This window comes from Rubrilithobacter danxiaensis, assembly GCF_047272945.1.
GTDB classification, from domain to species: Bacteria; Bacteroidota; Bacteroidia; order Sphingobacteriales; family Sphingobacteriaceae; genus Rubrolithibacter; species Rubrolithibacter danxiaensis.
This window is the reverse complement of the sequence record NZ_JBKOPS010000002.1, coordinates 360,621-382,242: the sequence shown is the minus strand read 5'-3', so window position 1 is coordinate 382,242 and position 21,622 is coordinate 360,621. Positions and strand designations below refer to the sequence as shown.

The following is a 21,622-nucleotide window of genomic DNA, read 5'->3' as shown; positions in this document are numbered from 1 at the left end:
AGAAGATTTCAAGAAAAATCAAACTGTTTACTTAAAATTAGCTTACATTTATAGTAGCTAATCCTATCTCCTATGGAAATACCACAATATGAAATCATTTGTATAAACAAGCCTGCTAACGGTACTTACAGTGATATTACTGCCTTTGGGTACCAGGACTACGACGGTAAAAGTTATATTATATCAAAAGACGAAGCGGTGCGTATAATTGAGGAAAAAGAAGCGGAGTTTTTTGTTCAAGTCGGAAATCACGAAATACTGCTTCAGATAGAGGAAAAAGATGGCAGCAAATGCCTTAAGATTCCTTTAGATAATCACCAGCGGGATCAGCTATCCATGCTAAGAGAATGTAAACCGGTGAAAAAATAAATAGTTAAATTTGTTTTATACCGGAATGTTATGTTGAATTGTATGTCAGGAATTTAAAACTCCCGTTATAAGTCCCTATCTTCATACAATGAACGAAAAGCTATCCCGCAAAAACTTTATCAAATCGTCTCTTTTAGTTGCCGCTAATCTTTCGGTAGCTATGAATTTTATCGCGGAAGAAACAGGTGCTACAGAACTGAATAATACACTTTTACCTTTGTCATCATCCAATGCAGAAAAACCAAAGATCTGTATCTTTTCAAAACACCTTCAGTGGTTAAACTACAAAGATATGGCTGAACTGGTAACCGAAATAGGTTTTGATGGCATAGACCTTACTGTACGAAAGGGCGGTCATGTGTTACCTGAAAAGGCAGTTGAAGATTTACCAGCAGCGGTTGAAACTGTTAGAAAAGCAGGAGTTGATGTGTTTATGCTGAGTACAGACATACAAAATGCGAAGGAGCCTTTTACAGAAGAAATATTAAAAGCCGCAGCGGCTAAACACATTAAATATTACCGTACAGGCTGGTTTGAATATAAAAATGATACGACAATTCAGGATAATCTGGCTATGATTAAAGAGCAGTTTTCAGGATTGTCTGAATTAAATAAAAAACACGGAACCTGCGGAGTGTATCAGAACCATGCCGGTGCTAATTTCGGTTCGCCTGTGTGGGATTTGTGGTTAGCTATAAAAGATTTTCATCCTGATTTGATTTCCTGTCAGTACGATATCAGGCATGCTACTGTTGAAGGCGCCAATTCATGGCCCCTGGGTTTAAACATTCTTAAGAACAATATCAGAACGCTGGATATTAAGGACTTTCGCTGGGAGAAAAACAACAACAATCAATGGCAGGCGAAAAGTGTCCCCTTGGGAGAAGGTATGGTAGATTTTAAAAAATACTTCAGCCTTATTAAACAATATAACATTTCAGGCCCTATGAGCCTGCATTATGAGTACCCGCTTGGCGGAGCAGAAGAAGGTGCAAAAAAGATCAGTATTTCGACTAAAGAGTTTGTTACAGCAGTAAAAAAAGATCTTCTTTATTTAAAAGAACTGTTAAAAGAAGCTGAAATTTTATAATTTATCCGTTTCGGATTCTTAGTTTCGCCAAAAAAAATTGATTTCCATACTCCAGTATCAGATAGAATTTCATGGATTTCTAATTATCCTGCTGGTTGCCTTGTTGTCTGGAATGTCAAAAACGGGTGTACACGGTGCCGGCATTTTATGTGTTCCGTTAATGGCTATTGTGTTTGGCGGTCATGCTTCGAGCGGCCTCTTATTACCCATTATTATTCTTGCAGATATTTTCGGTGTGGTTTATTACCACCGGCATGCAGACTGGAAATCGCTTAAGCGTTTGCTACCGTGGTCGATACTTGGAATAATAGCAGGCACTATTACCGGCAATCACATTAACGATGCTGTTTTTAAACTGATTATGGCTGTTATCATTATTGTAAGTCTTGCAATAATGATCTGGCTGGAGAAAGCCAAGAAAGCCACTATGCCCGATTCTGCAGGCATTGCATTATTTATGGGCGTTGCAGGAGGCTTTACTTCTATGGTAGGGAACCTGGCAGGAGTTGTAATGGCGCTTTATTTCCTGTCAATGCGGCTCCCTAAAAACACTTACATTGGAACTACAGCCTGGTTTTTTATGATTATAAACTGGCTGAAAGTACCTTTCCATGTTTTTGTCTGGCATACAATAAACCTCAACACTTTCCTGCTTGCGACCATTACGTTGCCAGCTATTTTAGCCGGAGCTTATCTTGGAATTAAGATCACACAAAAATTATCGGAAGCAGTTTACCGCTGGTTCATCATTAGCATGACGTTCGCAGCGGCTGTTTTTATGCTTTTTTAACAATAAACAGATTTGCGCCTATTTATCTTAATACTTCCTACCTGATACTTGCTACTTAATACTCCAACTAAATATCTTCAGAATCGTACACTACAACCTTTGACCAGAGCGAAGAGTTCTCTTCCACAAATTTTAAATGTATCGGATCTACCTGATAGCTGTCCTGATCGGCCTTGTTTTTGAAGAAGAGCATCCACGAAACTGAATATGAGCGATCAATAACATCCCTGTTAGTTGAAGATGGCAAGCCGATGTGAAATTCTTTAATAGTTTTAACCTTCGAAAGCTTTTTTAAAGCTTCAATAAGCTTTTCTTTGTCTTCCTGGCTGTCAGGATTCTTTAACCAAAAATAAACATGATGTATAAAAACTTTATCTGGTGCCATAGCAAATGATGTTTTTCCAAAAAGTGTTGTAATTCCTGTAACTGCTGCAGCTTTTGCGGCAAAAGAGAGAAATCCCCTTCTGGATTGTTTTGAAATCATAAAATTATCTGAATGTAAGGTGTAAAAATAAAGAGAAAGCCGGGAAATAAAAATTTTCCAGCCTTTGTGTACAGTAAATGAGAAAAACAGGATTAAATACTTACTCCTAATCCGTTGAACTGTTTGGAGAATCGCCATTCTCGGCAGTATCAGAACGACCAGCATTTGTTCCGGGCGCAACGCTGTCTGACGTTTGGGCTGGTGTACTGTCAATGGTGTTCATACCGTCTTCCTGACCAGTTCCCTGAGAATTTTTTGGTTCTGAATTACATGCAAATGCAGTCATTGCAATTACAGAGATCAACATTATCTTTTTAAGATGTTTCATAGGTAGCAAATAACTATAGTTCAACTTCTGTAAAAGTATATTGTTTTGAGATTTCAAAAAGAAGCTATCTGCTTAATTTAAAAATATCCTGCAAAATTCATGTTCATTTCATCTTTCCGCCGTTTTTTCATATAAAAGAATATGTTTATGAGAAGAATACTTTTAATTGGAACAATATTTTTAGTCACTATTTTTTGCAGCGAGAGTAAAGCGCAGGTACATGTAGATATAAACATCGGGCAGTCGCCTGTGTATGTAACGCCTGTTCCTGTAAGTCGCGTTGACTATTATTATTTACCTGATGTTCAGGCATACTATTATGTTCCCACCCGCCGGTATTACTATTTCGATGATGGTGTATGGATTTCACGGACTTCATTACCAGGAAGATATCGGGATTGCAATGTATATCGTGTAAGACATGTTCCTGTTTATGAATCGAGGCCCTATTTGCGTCATGCATATTACCGTCAGAAGTACGAAGTAAGGAATGTATCTTACAGGTATTCGAATTCTAAGGGGAATGGGCATCATGGAAAAGGAAATGGTCATTCAAGAGGAAAAGGCCGCCATTAAAAAGAAAAAGCAGCTTGTGAATATGTAGAAAGATGCATATTCACAAGCCTGCTATCATCTCCTGAGAAAAACTCTTTTCAGTCTTTTAAAAGTCCCTTTCCAAAGTCCCCCGTCAATCTGGATTCTACGATCGGTAGTCCAAACCATCGCCTTGATATTTTTAACATAAAAAAGTTTTCCAAAACCTTTGTTTCGTAACTTCCATGCCAGATATCCATCTTCATTTGTACCCGGAGGGTGATTAAAACAATCTACCTGTAATCCCTGCTCACGGCGGAACCCGGAGTTAAACCCGTATACATTTACCGCTTCATCTTTGATATATTTATTCAGCAGCCGGGTCAGATCGGCAAAGTATTCGTAAAAAAAATAGGTAAAACGGCCGGTGCTCCCGATAGGAATAAAAGAAAAACGTCCATAAGTTAACGCTACTTCAGCAGTATCTAAAGGTTTTACCATTTCTTCAATCCAGTCTTTAGGGTAAATGGTATCTGCATCCGCATTAAGAATGTACTTACCGCGGGCATACGTCAGGCCTGCATTACGTGCAGGTGTAATTCCCTGGATTGTTTCTGTAATGCAGGTAACTCCGCATGCTTTAACCAGGGCTTCCGTATTATCTTTCGAATTATTATTCACTACAATAATTTCAACAGACCGGGAAGTTTGATTATGACAAAGAGAAGCCAGCGTTTGTACAATATTTTCTTCTTCGTTATATGCAGGCATAACCACAGAAACTTCCGGATCACCCTTTAATAAAGAAGAATAAGCAGTTCGGGTGGATTCAATAAGCGTTTCTGGCGCTTTTCCCTGGCTCCAGAACTGGTGTATATAATCAGGAATAGTAATCGGGCGCATGTAAGATTAAATAAGAGAACTAATGTAACTAATAGAATCAGAAGTTTTAACCTTATAGCTGTATGAGTATAAAAAGTTTCATTAATTTCTTCTACAGCACGAAATTTATTGCTTATCAAAATAACGTATCCTATAGGCATTCCTCGCTGTTTCTGCCAGCTTATTAATTAACCTGTAATTGGCTACTGCACCTACTGCGGCCCCTATTACAGGAATTAATTGTGCCATTTTAGCCAGATCAATATAATCGCGGTATTCTTGTTGAAATGTCCGCCAGTCGAAGTCTTCTACATTCTCCGGGAGCGTCTCTTTATACAACGGCCAGTCGGCTAAAAGTTGGTAAACCTCTTTTCGTCTTTTAGCACTTGAAAAAGCCAGCTGAAAAACATACAAGATATATAACCTTTCTTTATAATCTTTCACATCGTACCCGTATAACGCAGCTATGTCAAAGAGCAGTTTTATTTTTATCCCAATTAACAAGGGAAAATCAGCAAGGCCCAGTAGGATTCCGCCTGCACCCGTAAGTGCACCTTCGGTTGCGGCCGTTTTTTTATAAAAATCAACCTTCTCCCTGATATGGGCTTCCCTATATAATAACGAACCTTCTTTCAGTACAGCAGTTGTGGTATATTTTGCTCCAAACAACACTGCTTCTATCATTTTCTGAATGGTAACCGTTATTACTTTATGCACCTTTTCAGGAATGAAGTTATTCAGTCTGTTTTGTACTTTTTTTGACAGGCTATCGAACAAAGATGGATTTTCCAGCATTTTTCGCTGCCATCTTTGTAATTCCTCCAAGGCTGCGGTTTCATAACTTGTCATCCTTAAAAATCTTTGAAGGAAAATTAGCTCTTTTAACAACAGGAGATGGATAAAAAAATAAAATACCGGATTGGTTTCATACAGTTAAAAGCATCATTAATAATTAAAAACTAGAATTTCAGGTTTACTTAATATAGAAGATTACAGCTAATTTATGTAATCTGTTTATATTTCAGATCTTTCTTTCTCTTGATTTTTTATCATCCTATCTTTGCAGAATCAATGGCCGGAATTTATCTTCATATCCCTTTCTGTAAAAAAGCCTGCCATTACTGTGATTTTCATTTCAGCACATCATTAAAGTACAAGGAGGAAATGCTGCAGGCCATGCACACCGAGATTGAGCTGCAAAAAAGCTTTCTTCATGGTGCTCCCATAGAAACTATTTATTTTGGTGGTGGTACTCCCTCTGTTCTGGATGCTTCTGAAATCCAATCATTGATTGATAAAATTGCAAAATATCATACTGTTGCTTCCAATGCAGAGATAACGCTCGAAGCAAACCCTGATGACCTGGAGGCACCAAAGGTGAAAGAGCTTCGAAATACTGCCGTTAACCGTTTCAGTATCGGCGTTCAGTCTTTTTTTGAAGAGGACCTGCGCTGGATGAACCGGGCTCATACGGCACAGGAAGCAGAAAGCGCTGTAAAAAGGGTGCAGGACACAGGATTTGAGAACATCACAGTCGACCTTATTTATGGCTATCCGCTGCTTAGTGATAACAAATGGGAATCGAATATAAAAAAGGTTATTGCGCTTTCCATTCCGCACGTTTCTGCTTACTCAATGACGGTTGAGCCACAAACAGCACTTGCTTCCTTTATTCGTAAGGGAAAACAAATCCCGATGAACGAAGCCCAAAGCGCTGCACAATTTAAGTTGTTGATTTCTTTACTTCAGGAAGCGGGCTATGAACAGTATGAAATATCTAATTTTGCCAAGCCAGGCCATTATGCTGTTCATAACGCTAATTACTGGAAAGGAATTCCATATCTTGGAATCGGCCCTTCCGCACATTCTTTTAATGGAGAAACAAGGCAATGGAATATAACCAATAATGCAAAATATATTGATTCGCTGATAAAAGAAACGGTACCCGCAGAAGTAGAAGTTCTCTCTGTCCTCGACCGGATCAATGAATACATTATGACTTCCTTAAGAACAAGCTGGGGAATGAGCCTTGAGGAAATTGAACGGAGGTTTAGTTCCGATTACCGGCATATGATCCAAGCTAACCTGGAAGAATTTTTATCGAAAAACTGGGTAAAGAACGTTAATGGTATTATTACACTGACGGAAGAAGGGAAGCTCTTTGCCGATCATATTGCTTCCGAATTATTTCTTACTGATATATAATCATTTACAAAAAAACATCACTTTTTCTTTTATCTGAAAATCCGGATTTATTTCGTTTTCGTAATTCTTTTCAAACAACAGAAAAAAATATTATTAAAAATGAAAAGGATTTTCAAAACCGCAGTTGCAATAGCAGCTATTGCATTCAGCACACAAACTTTTGCTCAGCAAACCAAAATGGTAGGCGGAGCAGCCATGTATCCTACAAAAGATATTGTTGACAATGCCGTTAATTCAAAAGATCATACTACACTTGTTGCAGCAGTTAAAGCAGCTGGATTAGTAGAAACTTTAAAAAGTGCCGGGCCTTTCACTGTTTTTGCTCCCACAAACGAGGCTTTTGATATGTTGCCTGCCGGAACTGTAGAAACACTGGTAAAGCCTGAAAACAAAGCAACTTTAACTAAAATTCTTACTTATCACGTAGTGCCGGGGCATTTAAGTGCAAAAGATTTGATGAAAGCAATAAAAGCCGGAAAAGGAACAGCAGAATACACTACTGCCAGCGGTGATAAACTCTGGCTTATGGAAAAAGATGGAAAGATCTGGTTAAAAGACGAAAATGGAGGGACGGCACAAATTACTATTGCGGATGTTTTCCAAAAAAATGGAGTTATTCATGTAATTGACCATGTAGTTACTCCAAAATCATAAGTAGAGAAAAAGGTTTGATTAGATAGAAGCCCTGCACAGAATTTGTGCCGGGCTTTTTAGTCATAAGAAAGTATAAAAAGCATCCAACCGGACACTTTGAAATAGCTTTTTACTTATTTTTGTTGGGTTAAATTTTCATTAACATGTCAATTAAACTTAGCCCGATAGATGTAGTAGAAAACATCAGTCGCGAAGACTTCATCAAAAACTACCTTAATCCCCGCCGTCCTCTGGTTATAAAGAAAATGGCACATCAGTGGCCAGCTTTTGAAAAATGGACTTTTGATTACCTGAAAGAAACTGTTGGAGACAAAGTTGTGCCTTTGTATGACAGTTCAAAAGCAGATCCCTCAAAACCTATCAATGCAGCGGCAGCAGAGATGAAGTTTGGCGATTATATTGACCTCATCCGCCGCGAACCAACGGACCTCAGAATATTTTTATTTGATCCTATTAAGCAAGCTCCTAAACTATTAGATGATTACCGTGCTCCGAAAGACCTAATGGGCGGTTTTCTCGACAGTTATCCGAATATGTTTTTTGGAGGCCAAGGCTCTGTAACCTTTTTACATTACGATATAGATCTTGCTCACATTTTCCATACTCATTTTCATGGAAGAAAGCATGTTATCTTATTTGATTATAAATGGCGTGAACGACTGTATTGCATTCCCTTTGCAACCTATGCGCTGGAAGATTACGATATTTTAAATCCGGATTTTAATAAATTCCCGGCATTAAACGGCATTGAAGGACAGGAAGCTTTTCTTGAACATGGAGATACTTTATTTATGCCAACCGGAATGTGGCACTGGATGAAATACCTGGATGGTTCATTCTCAATTTCATTAAGAGCGTGGGACAAATCATGGGCCGTGAAAGCAAAAAGCTTATATAATCTTACCATTCAGCGAAAGTTTGATGATATAATGAAAAAGAACTTCAATGCCAGGTATATGAGCTGGAAAGAAAGTCTTGCCATGAAACGGGCAGAACGAGCCTTAGCAGAAGGCCAACCGAAATAAGATTTCAATATCCCATTTAAATTTAAAGACTGCTCCGGTAGTCTTTTTTTGTTCTTAAAATAATCGTACTATAGTTTATGGATTATAAAGTAGTTTGTTTCGGAGAAATTCTTTGGGATCGGTTTGGTGACGTAAAAAAAGCGGGCGGTGCTCCCATGAATGTCGCTTTTCATTTAAATAAACAGGGAATTAGTACTGAACTTATCAGTGCAGTCGGGGCAGATGAAAACGGCAATGAACTCCTTACTTTTCTCAGGGAACAAGGACTTACAACTTCATACGTTCAAACACATTCAGTTTTACAGACGGGGGTTGTAGATGTATATCTCGACGAAAAACAGCAGGCAACTTACAACATTGTAAAGCCGGTAGCGTGGGATGCAATTAACTATTCAGAAAAAGCAGGAGAATTAATCCGCAATGCAGATGCGGTAGTTTTCGGCAGTTTGGCCTGTCGCGAAGAAACAAGCAAACAAACACTTTTGAAATTGCTCGCCCAGGCAAAGTTCAAAGTATTCGACATGAACCTTCGCTTCCCCCATTTTACAACCGAACTGCTGGAAGAACTGCTGCTGTTGAGCGATATTGTAAAATTGAATGAAGACGAGTTAAATTATATAAACGAATTGTACGAGATAAAAGGTTGGTCTGAACAGGAGCAACTTAACTTTTTGCTGCAAAAGTACCGGATGCAGTTAATATGCGTTACTTTAGGAGGTGATGGAGCGATGGTTTGGGACGGAGCAACCCTCTACAAACATCCGGGATATACTATTGAAGTTGCAGATACAGTTGGAGCAGGCGATGCCTTCTTAGCAAGTTTTATCAATGGAATTCTAAAAAAAGAACCTATTGAAACGGTCCTGGAAAAATCTTGTGCTGCCGGTGCTTTAATTGCCTCGCTGCCGGGAGCCAATCCACATTATACCCTTGCTGATATTTATAAATTATATCAAGATCAATCGAAGACCTCTTAATTTTTTCCAAAATGACATCGCAGTAACACGCCTTGATCATCAAACTTTTAACTTCGGTTTTTCGTTAGTAAATTGAAAGGTTAATCATGCGGGGACATATTTTTTCGAACTATCTTCCTAACGAACTTCCAAAAGGCGGGTTTGAAGAGTTGCTCAAGTTATTTATGGAGTTGCTGAATTATACATCGGGAGATGCGAATGAAGCGCTTGCATGGATGAACGAACTGGATAAGCAATATAATATCACCAACGATGAGTATGGTATGGGTGATTTTATTGAAGATCTGAAAAAGCGGGGATATATTGATGACGACCAGGGTAATAAAGGCGGTTTTGTAATTACCGCAAAAACAGAGCAAAGCATCCGCAAATCTGCGCTGGAAGAAATTTTCGGAAAGTTAAAAAAATCAGGGAAAGGTCAGCACAATACCAATCGATCAGGCCAGGGAGAAGAGAAGAATGCCGACCGCCGCGAATACCAGTTCGGCGATGCACTGGACCAGATTGACATGACGGCTTCCATTCACAATGCACAGATCAATCACGGAATTTCGGATTTTACCATGACCGAACGCGATCTTGAAGTGGAAGAAAAAGATTTTAAAACGATTACTTCTACTGTGTTAATGATCGATATTTCCCATTCGATGATCCTTTATGGTGAAGACCGCATTACTCCGGCAAAAAAGGTAGCAATGGCGTTGGCAGAACTCATAAATACCAAATACCCGAAGGATACACTGGATATTGTAGTTTTTGGCAACGATGCCTGGCCAATCAGCCTGAAAGATCTCCCCTATCTGCAAGTGGGTCCTTACCACACAAATACCTATGCCGGGCTTGAACTTGCCGTGGATATTTTAAGGCGGAGGAAAACCCACAACAAGCAAATTTTTATGATCACTGATGGAAAACCCACCTGCTTGAAAGAAGGTACTAAATATTACAAAAACAGTATCGGGCTCGACCGCAAAGTGGTAAACAAAACGCTTAACATGGCTGCACAGTGTAAAAGGCTTAACATTCCTATTACAACGTTTATGATAGCCCGCGATCCGTACCTGCAGCAGTTTGTAAGAAAGTTTACCGAAATCAACGGCGGTAAAGCTTTTTACAGTTCATTAAAAGGATTGGGAGAATATATTTTTGAAGACTATATCCGTAACAGAAGAAGAACAGTAAGATAGTGCATTTAAGGATGTACAACACAATAAAGCAAATGAATTATACCAGTATAAAAACATTAGGAGAACTTAAAAGCTCCGGATATAAAAGCCGTTCAGTAAAACAGGAATTACGTGAAAATCTGATTAAACAATTAAAAAGTAAAGAAGAAGGATTTAACGGAATTATCGGATACGAAGATACCGTAATTCCAGATCTTCAAACCGCCATTCTTTCGCATCACAATATCCTTTTGTTAGGTTTACGTGGCCAGGCAAAAACCAAAATTGCCCGTTTAATGATTGACCTTTTAGATGAATATGTACCATATGTGGATGGCTCTGAACTGTATGATGATCCTCTAAATCCTATTTCATGGCATGCGAGGACTATCATTGAAGAACAAGGTGATAATACTCCTGTTGCCTGGCTGCACCGCTCTGAACGCTATACTGAAAAACTGGCTACGCCAGACGTAACGGTAGCCGATTTAATAGGCGATGTAGACCCCATAAAAGCAGCCACCTTAAAATTAACTTATTCTGATGAGCGGGTTATTCATTTTGGGTTAATTCCCAGGGCACACCGCGGTATTTTTGTAATAAACGAACTTCCCGACCTGCAAGCCAGGATACAGGTAGCACTGTTCAATATTTTACAGGAAAAGGATATCCAGATAAGAGGTTTTAAGCTTCGGCTGCCTTTAGACATACAATTTGTATTTACTGCAAACCCCGAAGATTATACCAACCGTGGTTCTATTGTTACCCCGCTAAAAGACCGGATTGAAAGCCAGATCCTGACACATTATCCACGAAGCATAGAAATATCCCGCAAGATTACACAACAGGAAGCAAGACTTACGGAAGATCAGCTTGAAAAAATTGAAGCTGACGGACTTGTAAAAGATCTTGTTGAACAAATAGCGTTTGAAGCCCGGAACTCGGAGTACATTGATAAAAAATCAGGTGTCTCTGCCCGTTTAACTATTACAGCTTATGAAAACCTGATCAGTAATGCAGAACGGCGAATGTTAATTAATGGTGAAGAGCGCACAGCCGTTCGTATTGCAGACTTCTTAGGAGTGATTCCTGCCATAACAGGTAAAATAGAATTGGTTTACGAAGGAGAGCAGGAAGGGCCCGCTAAAGTTGCAAACATTCTGGTAGGGAAAGCAATTAAAACATTAATGGCTCAATATTTCCCCGATCCTGAAAAACAGAAGAAAGCAAAAGGTGTAAATCCGTACAGTGAGATTATTAATTGGTTCGCATCTGGCAATACAGTAAACATACAGGACGACCTTCCGCAGGCAAAATACAGGAATATGCTTCAATCTGTACCGGGACTAAAAGCAGTAGTTAAGCAATTTCATCCGCGCCTTAGTGAAAACCAGCAATTCTTATTGATGGAGTTTTTACTTCACGGTTTGGCAGAATTTTCACAGCTAAGCAAAACCTATCTGGATAACGGCTTCGCATTTAAAGATATGTTTGGCAGTCTGTTCAGTACTGAGTTTGACGAGGACGATGACGAGGATTACGATGACGATCAAAGAAGATTCTAAATCTTTTTAAAATTTTATCCTTTAATTTGCCGCTTAATTTATGTCTGATCGTATTATTCCCTTACTGATTGTCAGTATTCTTCTGCTTTTGTTAGATGTATACATCTACAACGCACTTCGCTCTGTATTTCCAAAATGGAAAAATAAACAGGTTAAACTTTTCACCTGTATCTGGTGGGGTTATAGTTTATTTTTAATTGCCGGAGTATTTATTGGCATCTATTTCAATTTACGACTAACATTGCGGGCAATTATACTGGTTGCATTTTTTATCACATTTGTAAGCAAGATATTTTTTCTCCCGTTTATTTTCATGGATGATATCCGAAGAGGATTTGTATGGATTAAACGGAAACTACCACATAGAAAAGAAAATATAAAACCGCAGAAAACTGTTGAGGGGGAAACAATCAGCCGTTCTGAATTTCTGGTAAAAGCCGGAATTGCAGTTGCCGCTGTACCTTTTGCATCTTTAACGTGGGGAATTGTTTCCGGAGCTTACGATTACAAGGTAAAACGTAACACACTATACCTGAAAAATTTACCCAAAGCCTTTGACGGAATTAAACTCGGACAAATATCAGATATCCATTCTGGGAGTTTCTATAATCAAAAGGCTGTTAAAGGCGGTGTAGAGATGCTTTTAGCTGAAAAGCCGGATTTTATTTTTTTCACCGGTGATCTTGTAAACAACCAGGCTTCTGAAATGAGGGACTACCAGGATATTTTCACCAAAGTAAAAGCCCCCCTTGGTGTTTTTTCTACGTTAGGGAATCACGATTACGGCGATTATTATTATGGAAAAGAACCTTCGCCGGCAAAAGCAAAAAACCTCCAGCAGGTAATTGCAACACATAAAACTATGGGCTGGGATTTGTTAATGAATGAGAACAGAACCTTAAAAGTTAACGGCGAAGAGATAAGCATTGTTGGAATAGAAAACTGGGGTGCCGGCCGTTTTCCAAAGCACGGAATAATGGACCTTGCCGTTAAGGGAACTGAAGATAAACCTGTAAAGCTCCTTTTGTCGCATGATCCATCACACTGGCGGGCCCAGGTTTTAACCAAATATCCACAGATTGATGCGATGTTTAGCGGACATACCCACGGCATGCAGTTTGGCGTTTTAACCGAGAATTATCAATGGAGCCCTATTGAATATGTTTATCCCGAGTGGGCCGGGTTTTACCGTGAAGGTGAGCAACAGCTTTATGTAAATGTAGGCTACGGCTTTTTAGGTTACCCGGGAAGAGTTGGAATTCTGCCTGAAATCACGATATTTGAATTGAAACAATCGTAAATTAGACTGAAAACCTGAGTATTCAGCCTAAAATATACATGAAAACCGTTTTCAGGCAAATTCTGGATTTCCTTCTCTTCAGCAACATTTTTATTGCCTTATGTGCTGTTGCGCAGGTTATGGTAACCTATCAGCTGTTACAAGCTAAGCCAGATAAGTATATGCTCGGCTTGATGTTTTGCTCTACTGTTGCAATGTATAATTACAGTATTTTGCTTGCAAAACCTAAAAACCCCGAGCTTTCACCGTTTAGAAGAGTCCGATGGATTTTTTCGCATTACCGGATCACCATTACCATCACCATTATTTGTATTCTCTCGCTCATTCCTCTCTTCCTGTTTATTTCAACTGCCTCTAAAATTCTTTTATTTTTCCTTGCCTTCATTTCAATCTCTTACAATCTGCCAATATTTACAGTCAATGATCAGAAATTCGGCTTAAGAAATATACCGGGAATTAAGCTCTTTCTTATCGCTCTTATCTGGTCGTTAAGCTGTGTGCTTTTACCCATTCTCGAATTAGAAAGCCATCAAACAATCGCTGTATCTGCCCACGACACTATTCTGCTAATTGCTAAACGCTTTCTTTTTGTAGCAGCTATCACGGTTCCTTTTGACATCCGGGATCTTTTTCAGGATAAAACCTATGCGTTAAAAACCATTCCTGTAATACTTGGAGAAAGAAAAGCTTACTTTTTCTGCCTTTTGTTACTGGTTATTTATCTTGCTCTGCTGTTTCTTTTTAATAACAAAATCGATCTGAATTTCATCGGGCTCATGTTCACAGTTATTCTAACCGCATGGCTCATATTCAAGTCGGAATGGGAAAGAAACGAGTATTATTACTTTTTCTTTTTAGACGGTACATTACTGCTTCAATACTTCGTTTTGCTTATGTGCAATGCGATCAGGTTTTGATTCAAGAATGCGTATTTAAGTCTTCTTTAGCAGCTCTAACAATTGTTATATAAAACTATTCATTATTGCTTCAGCTTCAGAAAACAGACTAATCAATTATTCTATTATTCCACAACAAACTTATATCCAATCCCGCGGATAGTCTGAAGGAAAGCAGGCCGGTCCGGATTGCTCTCAATTTTCTTCCGCAACCGTACAATATGCATATCAAGCGTTCGGGTGTTTACATCCGAATTATAACCCCATACAACCATCATCAGTTCATCCCGGTTAATCACCTTATTCATGTTTTGAAGGAAATATAAAAGAATACGGTTCTCTAGAATGGTGAGCTCAATCTTTTTCCCGTTTTTAATAATTGAATGCGTATTAGGCTGATGTTCCATATCGCCAAACTGATGTACTTCAGATTTTTCGTTATTTACAACATAGCGTACTTTATTGCCAATCAGCGCAACAAGCACATCCATATTAAATGGTTTGGTTACATAATCTGATACGCCAAAACTGTAAGCGTCAATTTTATCAATATCCTGTGCTTTGGCTGTCATCATAATCACCTGGCCTTTAAACCCCTGCTCTCTTACACTCTTACAAACTTCTGCACCAGACAAGCCCGGCAGCATCCAGTCAAGAAGAACAATTTCAGGTTTTTCGTCAAGAATAATCTTTTCGGCGGTATTTCCATCGGCTGCTTCCATAACTATATATCCTTCGCTTTTTAAACGATGAACTACCAGAAACCGAAGGTTTTCATCATCTTCTACAACCGCCATTTTTATTTCTTTATTCATATTTATTACCAGATATAGTATGCAATATTAAAGTAAATGCTGTTTATTTTAAACTTAATCTTCAAAGGGTAAAGTTATAGTAAATTCCGAGCCACTTCCTACCTTACTTTCTACAAAAATATCGCCCTGCATAAAATTAACCAGTTCTTTACAGAATGCCAAGCCCAAACCAACGCTTCCTTGCTGGTTAAATTCGTTTTGAATACGATAAAACTTTTTAAAGATGTTATCAATCTCTTTTTGCGGTATGCCGATGCCTTTATCTTTAAACACGAACGATACCACACGTTTCTCCTTCACCACGCTTATTTCAAGTTCCTTACAATCTGGCAGCGAATATTTGTAGGCATTATCAATTAAATTATGAAAGATGCTGGCAAGAAGCAGGGGGTCGGTTTTAAAATATTCAATTTCCGTATCGAACCGGTAAGTAATTATATAGTTTGGGTATTTAATCTCATATTCATCGATGATATTCTGAATAAAAACTTCCATGTTTATAAGCTCCTGTTTTATCGGGATAGATTTATTTTCAATCTGGGTGAACGAAAGCAATTTGTTCATCAGGTCATTCAGCTTGTCCGCTTCTTCATCCAGAATTTTGCCGTAATGCAATCGTTCATTTTCAGAAAGTTCTCTGGAACCCCGGATATTATTGCCAGCAATTTTAATTACGCTTACAGGTGTTTTAAACTCATGCGTAAAGTTATTGATGAAGTCATATTGCAGTTTAAACATCTTTCTATTGATATTCAAATTGCGATAAATAAGGAAGCCGATAAACCCTAAAACAGCATATATGAACAGCAATATTACTCCTAAGGGCAAGAACCGGCGTAAAATTTCTTTGTTAAGGAAACTTCTGGATGAAAGAAAATAAATTTTATATTCAGAGAAAGCACCCGGTAAGGGCAGTTCGGTAGTGATAATATCAGGGCTTGCATCGAGTTTCTCATAAATTAAGGGCTTAATGCTAACTTCTTCATACAATTCTGGGTGAAGATTTTTTATCCGAAGACCACCGGGACTTAAATTAAAACTTAAAATATCCTGTTCATATACCGGCGATCCTTCTACTTTTTGCAGCATCAGATCTTTAAATACCCGCATTTCTTCCCTCCGGGGGATATTCATGTAAGAAATCTGGTTGGGCGAAATGCTGTAGAAAATGTTAAATATCTCGTTATTATTTAAAGATTTAGTAGTGTCTCTTGCCTGGATGAAGTTGGAAAACTTCATAGCTATTCTTTCAAACTCATCTGCATACTTATCCGGCAGATCCTCACTCTCATTTTTTTTATAAATTACTTCGGGAAAAGCATTCGGGCTGTATTGATATACAGCTTTTGGAGCAATGTAAAAGCTTTTAAGCCTGTACCCGTTGGATAGCTTATGATTGGTGATTTCTACATCATAAAACAAGATATTTTTAACGAAGGAATATTTGTTAAAAACGGTATCAGCATATTTTACTACCGAAGCAGAATCAAGAAATCCCTGGTAAAAAGAGATTTCCATAATTTTATTTTGAAAAAAATCATTGTAAGGGCGTACGGCTTCTTCCAGCAGATCGATCTTTTTGGAAGCAAACTCGTTTTCTACATACTTCTTGGTAAATCCGAAAGCTAATATTAAACCTGTAATAAGCGATGCTGCAATTAATACCAGGAAAACCGTAATCAATATCAGGTTTTTCCGATAAAAAGGCTTAATATCTTTCATTACTTACCTTTCAGATTTTCTGACAAAAATGCTTCCAGTTTTTGATAAAATTCTATCCGGTTCTCTTCCTTTTTAAAATAAGCGCCTTCATCTTCTTTTAGGATATAGGAAATGGGAGTTCCCTTTTTCTTAATCTCTTTAACAAACTGGTTAATTTCATTCAAATTAGCCGTAGGATCTTTCGCTCCCTGAGCTATCAGCAAGGGGTCCTGAATTTTATCAGTATGAAACACCGGGGAAACCGCGCTGAAATAATCCGCATCTTTTTCCGGGTTACCCACCATTTCATAATACATCTGCTGATAGGGTTTATAATATGGCGGGATATCTTTCATATAAGTAAAAAGATTGATCAACCCTCCGTACGAAGCACCGCAGGCATACAGATCCGGATTAAAACAGAGGCCATGCAAGGCGGAAAACCCGCCAAAACCAGAACCATAGATAGCTATCTTCTTCGGATTGGCAATACCTGTATTGATCAGCCATTTAACGCCGTCCGTAATGTCATTCTGCATGTTGGTTCCCCATTTCTTAAACCCTGCGTTCCAGAACTCTTTCCCAAAGCCTACTGATCCCCGGAAATTCATCTGAAAAACGGCGTAACCACGGTTCGCCAGGAATTGTACTTCCGAGTCAAATCCCCAGTAATCACGTGTTGAGGGTCCTCCATGAGGAATAACCACTACCGGCAGATTTGAAGGAGAAACTCCTTTTGGCAGGGTAAGGTATCCTTTTATAGTAAGCCCGTCCCGGGTCCTGTAAGATACCTGATCCATCGAACACATGTCTTCGGGTTGAATCGAGGGATTTACATCACTTAACTTAGTCAGGTTTTTTTCTGACGGGATGTATAAGTAATAGGCTCCGGGAGTTTTATCGGTAAATGTTCTGACAATATATTTTTTTCCCGCAGCATCCTGGTCTATTATCCTAATTTCATTATTGGGAAGCAGCTTAAGAAGCTCCTCGTAAACAATTTTCAATTCCTGATCAAAATAATGGAGCGTTTTCTTCCATTTAACATAGGAAGCAAACTGAATCTTCTGTTTGGTATAGGAATATCCTGCATCGCTTATGTCTACGTCAGGATGGCTCAACAAGCTTTTATCTTCCTTCCCTTCTTTGCAATCAAATTCAATAAGGGCCATTTTGTCCCTGTTCAAATTTGAGAGTGCATAAATACATGATTTGCTATGCTTGCAAAAACCGATGGGACGAATGGCTGTTTTAAAATTTGTTGTAATAACAGGCTTAAACTGCTCATTCCCATTGGAGCGAAATAGAAGTGTTGAATTTACTCCGTCGCTTGCTATGGCCAGCCGTACTACACCTTCGCCATCGGCAAACCACTCTGTAATATTACCGGGATTTGTTGCTACAAGGCTTAGTTCTTTTTTCCTGATATTTAACTGATAGACATCAAAAACTGATGAGTCTCTTTTGTTTAAGGCCAGCAGTATATTATTGTTATTCTGCTTGGTATTTGAATTTAATATTTTAACCTTTCCCTTATAATCAGGTGTAATATCTTTTGAATTACTGCCATCACGCTTTACCGTAAATAAATGTTCATCCTCGTCTACTGTACATTCCTTTGTATATAAAAGCTCCTCGTTATTTATCCAGTGGTAGTTTGAAATATTCTTGTCATCGTCCTGCGTAATCTGAGTAAGGCCGTTTCCATCCAAACGTCTTACATAAAGATTCAGCCGGTCTTTGTCAGGCTGGAGAAATGAAATATAATTACCGTCCGGGGATATACGAAACCCTATTCTGTCCGGGTTTTTAAAAAAGGCCTCGACCGGCACTTTCTTGGCACGATGCTCCTTTTCACAAGCGCTCACCACAAACAACAGGAATATCCAGAAAACCCTTTTTAAACTTATTTGCATTAACACCAATAATTTTGCAACCCCTCAATATCTTAAAAAAGCAGCCTGATAGTACAGTGCAACCGCCTTTTTACAATTCATCAATCGATTTATGACTGGTTAATTCTTTAGATAAACGTGAAGATAAAAAAAATTACTATTTCACCTGAACGGCCTCAGGTAACAATTGAAATACGCGTACTTAAATAATACCCCTGTACTTCATAAAAGCATTTTTCGTTTTATCTTTACAAAGCTGTATGAGAATATTGTTACTTAATTTAATTTTCGCATTCGCTACATGTAGTTGCATTGCACAAACCGTTTCGACAGCTGAACTCGCACACGAATATTATCAGAAGGGAGATTATCAGAAAGCCTTACCACTTTATCAGCAGCTTTTTAGCCAGAAAGCCGATTTATCTTATTACGATCCTTACTTTGACAGCCTCTTGCAGCTTAAAAATTATTCAGAAGCAGAAAAATTGGTAAAAAAGCTTATTAAACTCTACCCTGGCAATAGTCTGTTTAAGATAGATTACGGACGTATATTGCAGGAACAGGGCCAGCAGGAAAAAGCCCGGGAGCTTTACAATGAACTCATAAAAAACTTGCAGCCGAACGATTTTGATATCCGAAGCCTGGCAACTACATTTTATCGCGCCGGCGCTTATGACTTTTCCATAAAAACGCTTCAGGCAGGCCGACAGCTTTTAAATAATGAAGCGGCTTTCACTTACGATCTGATTGCGCTGTACAAATACCTGAAAAATAAAGATCTTTTGATCAATGAATATCTGAATGCCCTTACACTTAACCCGCAAACACTTCCCTCTATCCAAAACGGGTTGGAGAATGCATTGGATAAACGAGAGGATTACGACCTGTTTAAAAAGATCCTTTTTAACCGGATACAAAAAGAGCCGCAAAACATTTCCTATATCGAACTGCTTTCATGGCTTTATCTTCAGCAAAATGAGTTTGACCTGGCGTTAAAGCAGGTTATATCCCTGGACAAAAGACTAAAAGAAGGCGGAGAGCGAATTTTTGAGCTCTGTGCCACTCTGATTTCAGAAAAAGCATATGCTGTTGCTACGGAGGGGTTAAATTACCTGATAAATAAAGGAAGAGAAAGCCAATATTATATTCCTTCAAGAATCCAGCTCCTTACTATTAAAAATCAGATGTTATTGCAGGGCATTTATGACACCGAAAGTCTGCAGCAATTAGAAAAAGACTACCTCTCTGTTCTTGCCGAATTAGGGAAAACAGTACAAACAACTTTTGCTGTCAGGCAGCTTGCACATCTTCAGGCATTTTACCTGAACAAACCCCGGCAGGCTAAATTGTTATTAGAAGAATTACTTAAAAACACGGCACTTCCTGTTAATACCACAGGGCAAATAAAATTAGAACTTGGAGATATCTATATTTTAACAGACGAGCCATGGGAAGCCACATTAATTTACGGTCAGGTTGAAAAGCAATTCCCCAACGAACCTATGGGTCAGGAAGCGAAGTTCAGAAATGCCCGACTATCGTATTACACCGGCGATTTCGGATGGGCAAAAGCGCAGCTGGATGTGTTAAAAAGCGTAACTTCCCAGTTAATTGCTAATGATGCATTAAATCTGAGCCTGGTAATAGCTGAGAATACCGCTTCTGAAACCGACACGTTAGCTTTGAAAAGTTATGCTCATGCAGAGCTTCTTACATTCAAAAACCAGCTTCCGGAAGCCGTATCTGCACTGGATAGCATCAGCAAGAAAAATCCCGGAACTTCTCTGGCAGATGATATTCTGATGTTAAAGGCAAAAATTTTTCTACGGCAAAAGGACTTCACAAAGGCTATAACGCAACTGGAACTGATTGTTTCCAACTATAGTTTTGACCTTTGGGCAGATGATGCGGTATTTATGCTGGCAGAGTTATCTGAAAACCCATTGAAATCTCCTGAAAAAGCAAGTACTTATTATCAAAGACTAATTACACAATATCCCAATAGTCTTTTTATAAATGAAGCAAGAAAACGCTACAGGCATTTACGGGGTGATAATTTAAATTAACGAGTCAAAGTAGTATTTTCGCGAATGGTTTTATACAATCTAACGGTAATTATTGAAGAAGAGATAGACAAAAGCTGGTTAAGCTGGGCAAAGGACGAATTTATACCGGAAGCGATGAGTACTGATCTTTTTGTATCGAACCGGCTGTTAAAAGTACTTGATTCACCGAACGAAGGTATTACCTATTGTCTGCAGCTTATTGCAGATACTTATAGTAATTGTCAGGCTTTTCAGCAAAACTTCGAACCCGCCATTCAGGCAAAGCTTTCTGCGAACTTTGAAAACAAGTTTGTTTCCTTCAGTACAGTAATGGAATTTATAAATCAGTAATGCATTTTTCAGAAACTCCTATTAAAGGCCTGTTCATTATTGAACCAAAGGTATGGCACGACGATCGTGGACATTTTTACGAAAGCTATAGCAAGAAGATATTCTCTGAAGCAGGAATTGATGCAGAGTTTGTTCAGGACAATCAGTCTCTTTCGCAACGAGGCACTTTACGAGGTTTACATGCTCAAAAAGATCCTTTTTCGCAGGGTAAACTTGTACGCGTAATTCAGGGTAAAGTAATTGATGTTGCCGTCGACATCCGAAAAAATTCAGAAACTTATGGTCAGCATTTTACTGTTGAACTTTCAGGAGAAAACAAAAAGATGTTTTGGGTTCCTGCAGGCTTTCTGCACGGATTTGTAACGCTTGAAGATGATACTATCTTCACTTACAAAGTCACTAATATTTACAGTAAAGTTTCTGAAATTGGGGTACGATGGAATGATCCGGATTTAAATATAGACTGGGAAATTCCTGCAGATGAAATTATCCTTTCTGAAAAAGATAAGGTTCTTCCCTTCTTTAAAGACTTTGAGAGTCCATTTTAGGC

General features: G+C 38.6%; 22 protein-coding genes. 15 read left to right on the top strand and 7 right to left on the bottom strand.

Going from position 1 to position 21,622, the window contains the following annotated elements:
• The first annotated feature begins 72 nt into the window (after nt 1-72).
• From ACLCDL_RS03810 to ACLCDL_RS03800, 3 genes are all read left to right on the top strand, one after another.
• Nucleotides 73-369 (top strand): DUF3892 domain-containing protein, encoded by a 297-nt coding sequence (locus ACLCDL_RS03810; RefSeq protein ID WP_423146924.1) that lies wholly within the window; start codon nt 73-75, stop codon nt 367-369.
• 88 nt (nt 370-457) lie between these two features.
• The gene (locus tag ACLCDL_RS03805; protein ID WP_423146922.1) at nt 458-1,459 is read left to right on the top strand and encodes a sugar phosphate isomerase/epimerase family protein; all 1,002 of its coding nucleotides are present in this window, start codon (nt 458-460) and stop codon (nt 1,457-1,459) included.
• Nucleotides 1,460-1,496: 37 nt separating this feature from the next.
• Nucleotides 1,497-2,249 (top strand): sulfite exporter TauE/SafE family protein, encoded by a 753-nt coding sequence (locus tag ACLCDL_RS03800; protein WP_423146920.1) that lies wholly within the window; start codon nt 1,497-1,499, stop codon nt 2,247-2,249.
• A gap of 67 nt (nt 2,250-2,316) precedes the next feature.
• Here ACLCDL_RS03800 and ACLCDL_RS03795 read toward each other — a convergent pair whose 3' ends face one another.
• Both ACLCDL_RS03795 and ACLCDL_RS03790 read right to left on the bottom strand, forming a co-directional pair.
• Nucleotides 2,317-2,733, bottom strand: a complete 417-nt coding sequence (locus ACLCDL_RS03795; protein ID WP_423146918.1) for a Dabb family protein — start codon at nt 2,731-2,733, stop codon at nt 2,317-2,319.
• A gap of 106 nt (nt 2,734-2,839) precedes the next feature.
• Nucleotides 2,840-3,040: a hypothetical protein gene (locus tag ACLCDL_RS03790; RefSeq protein ID WP_423146916.1), complete on the bottom strand. Its 201-nt coding sequence runs from the start codon at nt 3,038-3,040 to the stop codon at nt 2,840-2,842.
• Nucleotides 3,041-3,208: 168 nt separating this feature from the next.
• Between ACLCDL_RS03790 and ACLCDL_RS03785 the strand changes: the two genes are divergently transcribed.
• On the top strand, nt 3,209-3,637 hold the full coding sequence (locus ACLCDL_RS03785; protein WP_423146915.1) for a hypothetical protein: 429 nt from the start codon (nt 3,209-3,211) through the stop codon (nt 3,635-3,637).
• A 54-nt stretch (nt 3,638-3,691) separates the two neighbouring features.
• On the opposite strand, the gene ACLCDL_RS03780 is transcribed toward ACLCDL_RS03785, so the two are convergent.
• Both ACLCDL_RS03780 and ACLCDL_RS03775 read right to left on the bottom strand, forming a co-directional pair.
• Nucleotides 3,692-4,498 (bottom strand): glycosyltransferase family 2 protein, encoded by an 807-nt coding sequence (locus ACLCDL_RS03780; protein ID WP_423146913.1) that lies wholly within the window; start codon nt 4,496-4,498, stop codon nt 3,692-3,694.
• Nucleotides 4,499-4,603: 105 nt separating this feature from the next.
• Nucleotides 4,604-5,326 (bottom strand): EcsC family protein, encoded by a 723-nt coding sequence (locus ACLCDL_RS03775; RefSeq protein WP_423146911.1) that lies wholly within the window; start codon nt 5,324-5,326, stop codon nt 4,604-4,606.
• 222 nt (nt 5,327-5,548) lie between these two features.
• On the opposite strand from ACLCDL_RS03775, the gene hemW reads away from it, so the two are divergent.
• The 8 genes from hemW to ACLCDL_RS03735 all read left to right on the top strand — a co-directional run bounded on the left by hemW (nt 5,549) and on the right by ACLCDL_RS03735 (nt 14,286).
• On the top strand, nt 5,549-6,682 hold the full coding sequence (gene hemW / locus ACLCDL_RS03770) for a radical SAM family heme chaperone HemW (RefSeq protein ID WP_423146909.1): 1,134 nt from the start codon (nt 5,549-5,551) through the stop codon (nt 6,680-6,682).
• A gap of 99 nt (nt 6,683-6,781) precedes the next feature.
• Nucleotides 6,782-7,336 carry a fasciclin domain-containing protein gene (locus ACLCDL_RS03765; RefSeq protein ID WP_423146907.1) on the top strand — a complete coding sequence of 185 codons (555 nt, stop codon included), beginning with the start codon at nt 6,782-6,784 and terminating at the stop codon, nt 7,334-7,336.
• A 143-nt stretch (nt 7,337-7,479) separates the two neighbouring features.
• Nucleotides 7,480-8,361: a cupin-like domain-containing protein gene (locus ACLCDL_RS03760; protein WP_423146905.1), complete on the top strand. Its 882-nt coding sequence runs from the start codon at nt 7,480-7,482 to the stop codon at nt 8,359-8,361.
• A gap of 77 nt (nt 8,362-8,438) precedes the next feature.
• On the top strand, nt 8,439-9,338 hold the full coding sequence (locus ACLCDL_RS03755; RefSeq protein WP_423146903.1) for a carbohydrate kinase family protein: 900 nt from the start codon (nt 8,439-8,441) through the stop codon (nt 9,336-9,338).
• An 86-nt stretch (nt 9,339-9,424) separates the two neighbouring features.
• The gene (locus tag ACLCDL_RS03750) at nt 9,425-10,525 is read left to right on the top strand and encodes a vWA domain-containing protein (protein WP_423146901.1); all 1,101 of its coding nucleotides are present in this window, start codon (nt 9,425-9,427) and stop codon (nt 10,523-10,525) included.
• A 32-nt stretch (nt 10,526-10,557) separates the two neighbouring features.
• Nucleotides 10,558-12,069, top strand: coding sequence for a sigma 54-interacting transcriptional regulator (locus tag ACLCDL_RS03745; RefSeq protein ID WP_423146899.1), 1,512 nt, complete (start codon nt 10,558-10,560; stop codon nt 12,067-12,069).
• Nucleotides 12,070-12,109: 40 nt separating this feature from the next.
• Nucleotides 12,110-13,369, top strand: coding sequence for a metallophosphoesterase (locus tag ACLCDL_RS03740; RefSeq protein ID WP_423146897.1), 1,260 nt, complete (start codon nt 12,110-12,112; stop codon nt 13,367-13,369).
• Nucleotides 13,370-13,407: 38 nt separating this feature from the next.
• On the top strand, nt 13,408-14,286 hold the full coding sequence (locus tag ACLCDL_RS03735) for a UbiA prenyltransferase family protein (RefSeq protein ID WP_423146895.1): 879 nt from the start codon (nt 13,408-13,410) through the stop codon (nt 14,284-14,286).
• Nucleotides 14,287-14,390: 104 nt separating this feature from the next.
• On the opposite strand, the gene ACLCDL_RS03730 is transcribed toward ACLCDL_RS03735, so the two are convergent.
• From ACLCDL_RS03730 to ACLCDL_RS03720, 3 genes are read right to left on the bottom strand one after another with little or no spacing between them, the layout of a single operon-like run.
• Nucleotides 14,391-15,080, bottom strand: coding sequence for a response regulator transcription factor (locus ACLCDL_RS03730; protein ID WP_423146893.1), 690 nt, complete (start codon nt 15,078-15,080; stop codon nt 14,391-14,393).
• 54 nt (nt 15,081-15,134) lie between these two features.
• Nucleotides 15,135-16,802 carry a sensor histidine kinase gene (locus tag ACLCDL_RS03725; protein WP_423146891.1) on the bottom strand — a complete coding sequence of 556 codons (1,668 nt, stop codon included), beginning with the start codon at nt 16,800-16,802 and terminating at the stop codon, nt 15,135-15,137.
• Entirely contained in the window at nt 16,802-18,697 is a 1,896-nt protein-coding gene (locus tag ACLCDL_RS03720) for a S9 family peptidase (protein WP_423146889.1), read from the bottom strand. Before ACLCDL_RS03720 ends, ACLCDL_RS03725 begins: the two co-directional genes overlap by 1 nt.
• A 239-nt stretch (nt 18,698-18,936) precedes the next feature.
• Here ACLCDL_RS03720 and ACLCDL_RS03715 point away from each other — a divergent pair, with 239 nt between their 5' ends.
• From ACLCDL_RS03715 to rfbC, 3 genes are read left to right on the top strand one after another with little or no spacing between them, the layout of a single operon-like run.
• Nucleotides 18,937-20,742, top strand: a complete 1,806-nt coding sequence (locus ACLCDL_RS03715; protein WP_423146887.1) for a tetratricopeptide repeat protein — start codon at nt 18,937-18,939, stop codon at nt 20,740-20,742.
• Between the two features lie 24 nt (nt 20,743-20,766).
• Nucleotides 20,767-21,072, top strand: coding sequence for a DUF4286 family protein (locus tag ACLCDL_RS03710; RefSeq protein WP_423146885.1), 306 nt, complete (start codon nt 20,767-20,769; stop codon nt 21,070-21,072).
• Nucleotides 21,072-21,620, top strand: coding sequence for a dTDP-4-dehydrorhamnose 3,5-epimerase (gene rfbC, locus ACLCDL_RS03705; protein ID WP_423146883.1), 549 nt, complete (start codon nt 21,072-21,074; stop codon nt 21,618-21,620). Before ACLCDL_RS03710 ends, rfbC begins: the two co-directional genes overlap by 1 nt.
• Nucleotides 21,621-21,622 lie beyond the last annotated feature (2 nt).

Excerpts from the sequence above, each read along its gene's own strand:
- ACLCDL_RS03810 (WP_423146924.1), top strand. The coding sequence starts at position 73 with ATGGAAATACCACAATATGAAATCATTTGTATAAACAAGCCTGCTAAC.
- hemW (WP_423146909.1), top strand. The coding sequence starts at position 5,549 with ATGGCCGGAATTTATCTTCATATCCCTTTCTGTAAAAAAGCCTGCCAT.
- ACLCDL_RS03710 (WP_423146885.1), top strand. The coding sequence starts at position 20,767 with ATGGTTTTATACAATCTAACGGTAATTATTGAAGAAGAGATAGACAAA.
- ACLCDL_RS03745 (WP_423146899.1), top strand. The coding sequence starts at position 10,558 with ATGAATTATACCAGTATAAAAACATTAGGAGAACTTAAAAGCTCCGGA.
- ACLCDL_RS03805 (WP_423146922.1), top strand. The coding sequence starts at position 458 with ATGAACGAAAAGCTATCCCGCAAAAACTTTATCAAATCGTCTCTTTTA.
- ACLCDL_RS03715 (WP_423146887.1), top strand. The coding sequence starts at position 18,937 with ATGAGAATATTGTTACTTAATTTAATTTTCGCATTCGCTACATGTAGT.
- ACLCDL_RS03720 (WP_423146889.1), bottom strand. The coding sequence starts at position 18,697 with ATGCAAATAAGTTTAAAAAGGGTTTTCTGGATATTCCTGTTGTTTGTG.
- ACLCDL_RS03780 (WP_423146913.1), bottom strand. The coding sequence starts at position 4,498 with ATGCGCCCGATTACTATTCCTGATTATATACACCAGTTCTGGAGCCAG.
- ACLCDL_RS03750 (WP_423146901.1), top strand. The coding sequence starts at position 9,425 with ATGCGGGGACATATTTTTTCGAACTATCTTCCTAACGAACTTCCAAAA.
- ACLCDL_RS03725 (WP_423146891.1), bottom strand. The coding sequence starts at position 16,802 with ATGAAAGATATTAAGCCTTTTTATCGGAAAAACCTGATATTGATTACG.
- ACLCDL_RS03790 (WP_423146916.1), bottom strand. The coding sequence starts at position 3,040 with ATGTTGATCTCTGTAATTGCAATGACTGCATTTGCATGTAATTCAGAA.
- ACLCDL_RS03765 (WP_423146907.1), top strand. The coding sequence starts at position 6,782 with ATGAAAAGGATTTTCAAAACCGCAGTTGCAATAGCAGCTATTGCATTC.
- ACLCDL_RS03740 (WP_423146897.1), top strand. The coding sequence starts at position 12,110 with ATGTCTGATCGTATTATTCCCTTACTGATTGTCAGTATTCTTCTGCTT.
- ACLCDL_RS03775 (WP_423146911.1), bottom strand. The coding sequence starts at position 5,326 with ATGACAAGTTATGAAACCGCAGCCTTGGAGGAATTACAAAGATGGCAG.
- ACLCDL_RS03760 (WP_423146905.1), top strand. The coding sequence starts at position 7,480 with ATGTCAATTAAACTTAGCCCGATAGATGTAGTAGAAAACATCAGTCGC.
- rfbC (WP_423146883.1), top strand. The coding sequence starts at position 21,072 with ATGCATTTTTCAGAAACTCCTATTAAAGGCCTGTTCATTATTGAACCA.
- ACLCDL_RS03730 (WP_423146893.1), bottom strand. The coding sequence starts at position 15,080 with ATGAATAAAGAAATAAAAATGGCGGTTGTAGAAGATGATGAAAACCTT.
- ACLCDL_RS03795 (WP_423146918.1), bottom strand. The coding sequence starts at position 2,733 with ATGATTTCAAAACAATCCAGAAGGGGATTTCTCTCTTTTGCCGCAAAA.
- ACLCDL_RS03755 (WP_423146903.1), top strand. The coding sequence starts at position 8,439 with ATGGATTATAAAGTAGTTTGTTTCGGAGAAATTCTTTGGGATCGGTTT.
- ACLCDL_RS03735 (WP_423146895.1), top strand. The coding sequence starts at position 13,408 with ATGAAAACCGTTTTCAGGCAAATTCTGGATTTCCTTCTCTTCAGCAAC.
- ACLCDL_RS03785 (WP_423146915.1), top strand. The coding sequence starts at position 3,209 with ATGAGAAGAATACTTTTAATTGGAACAATATTTTTAGTCACTATTTTT.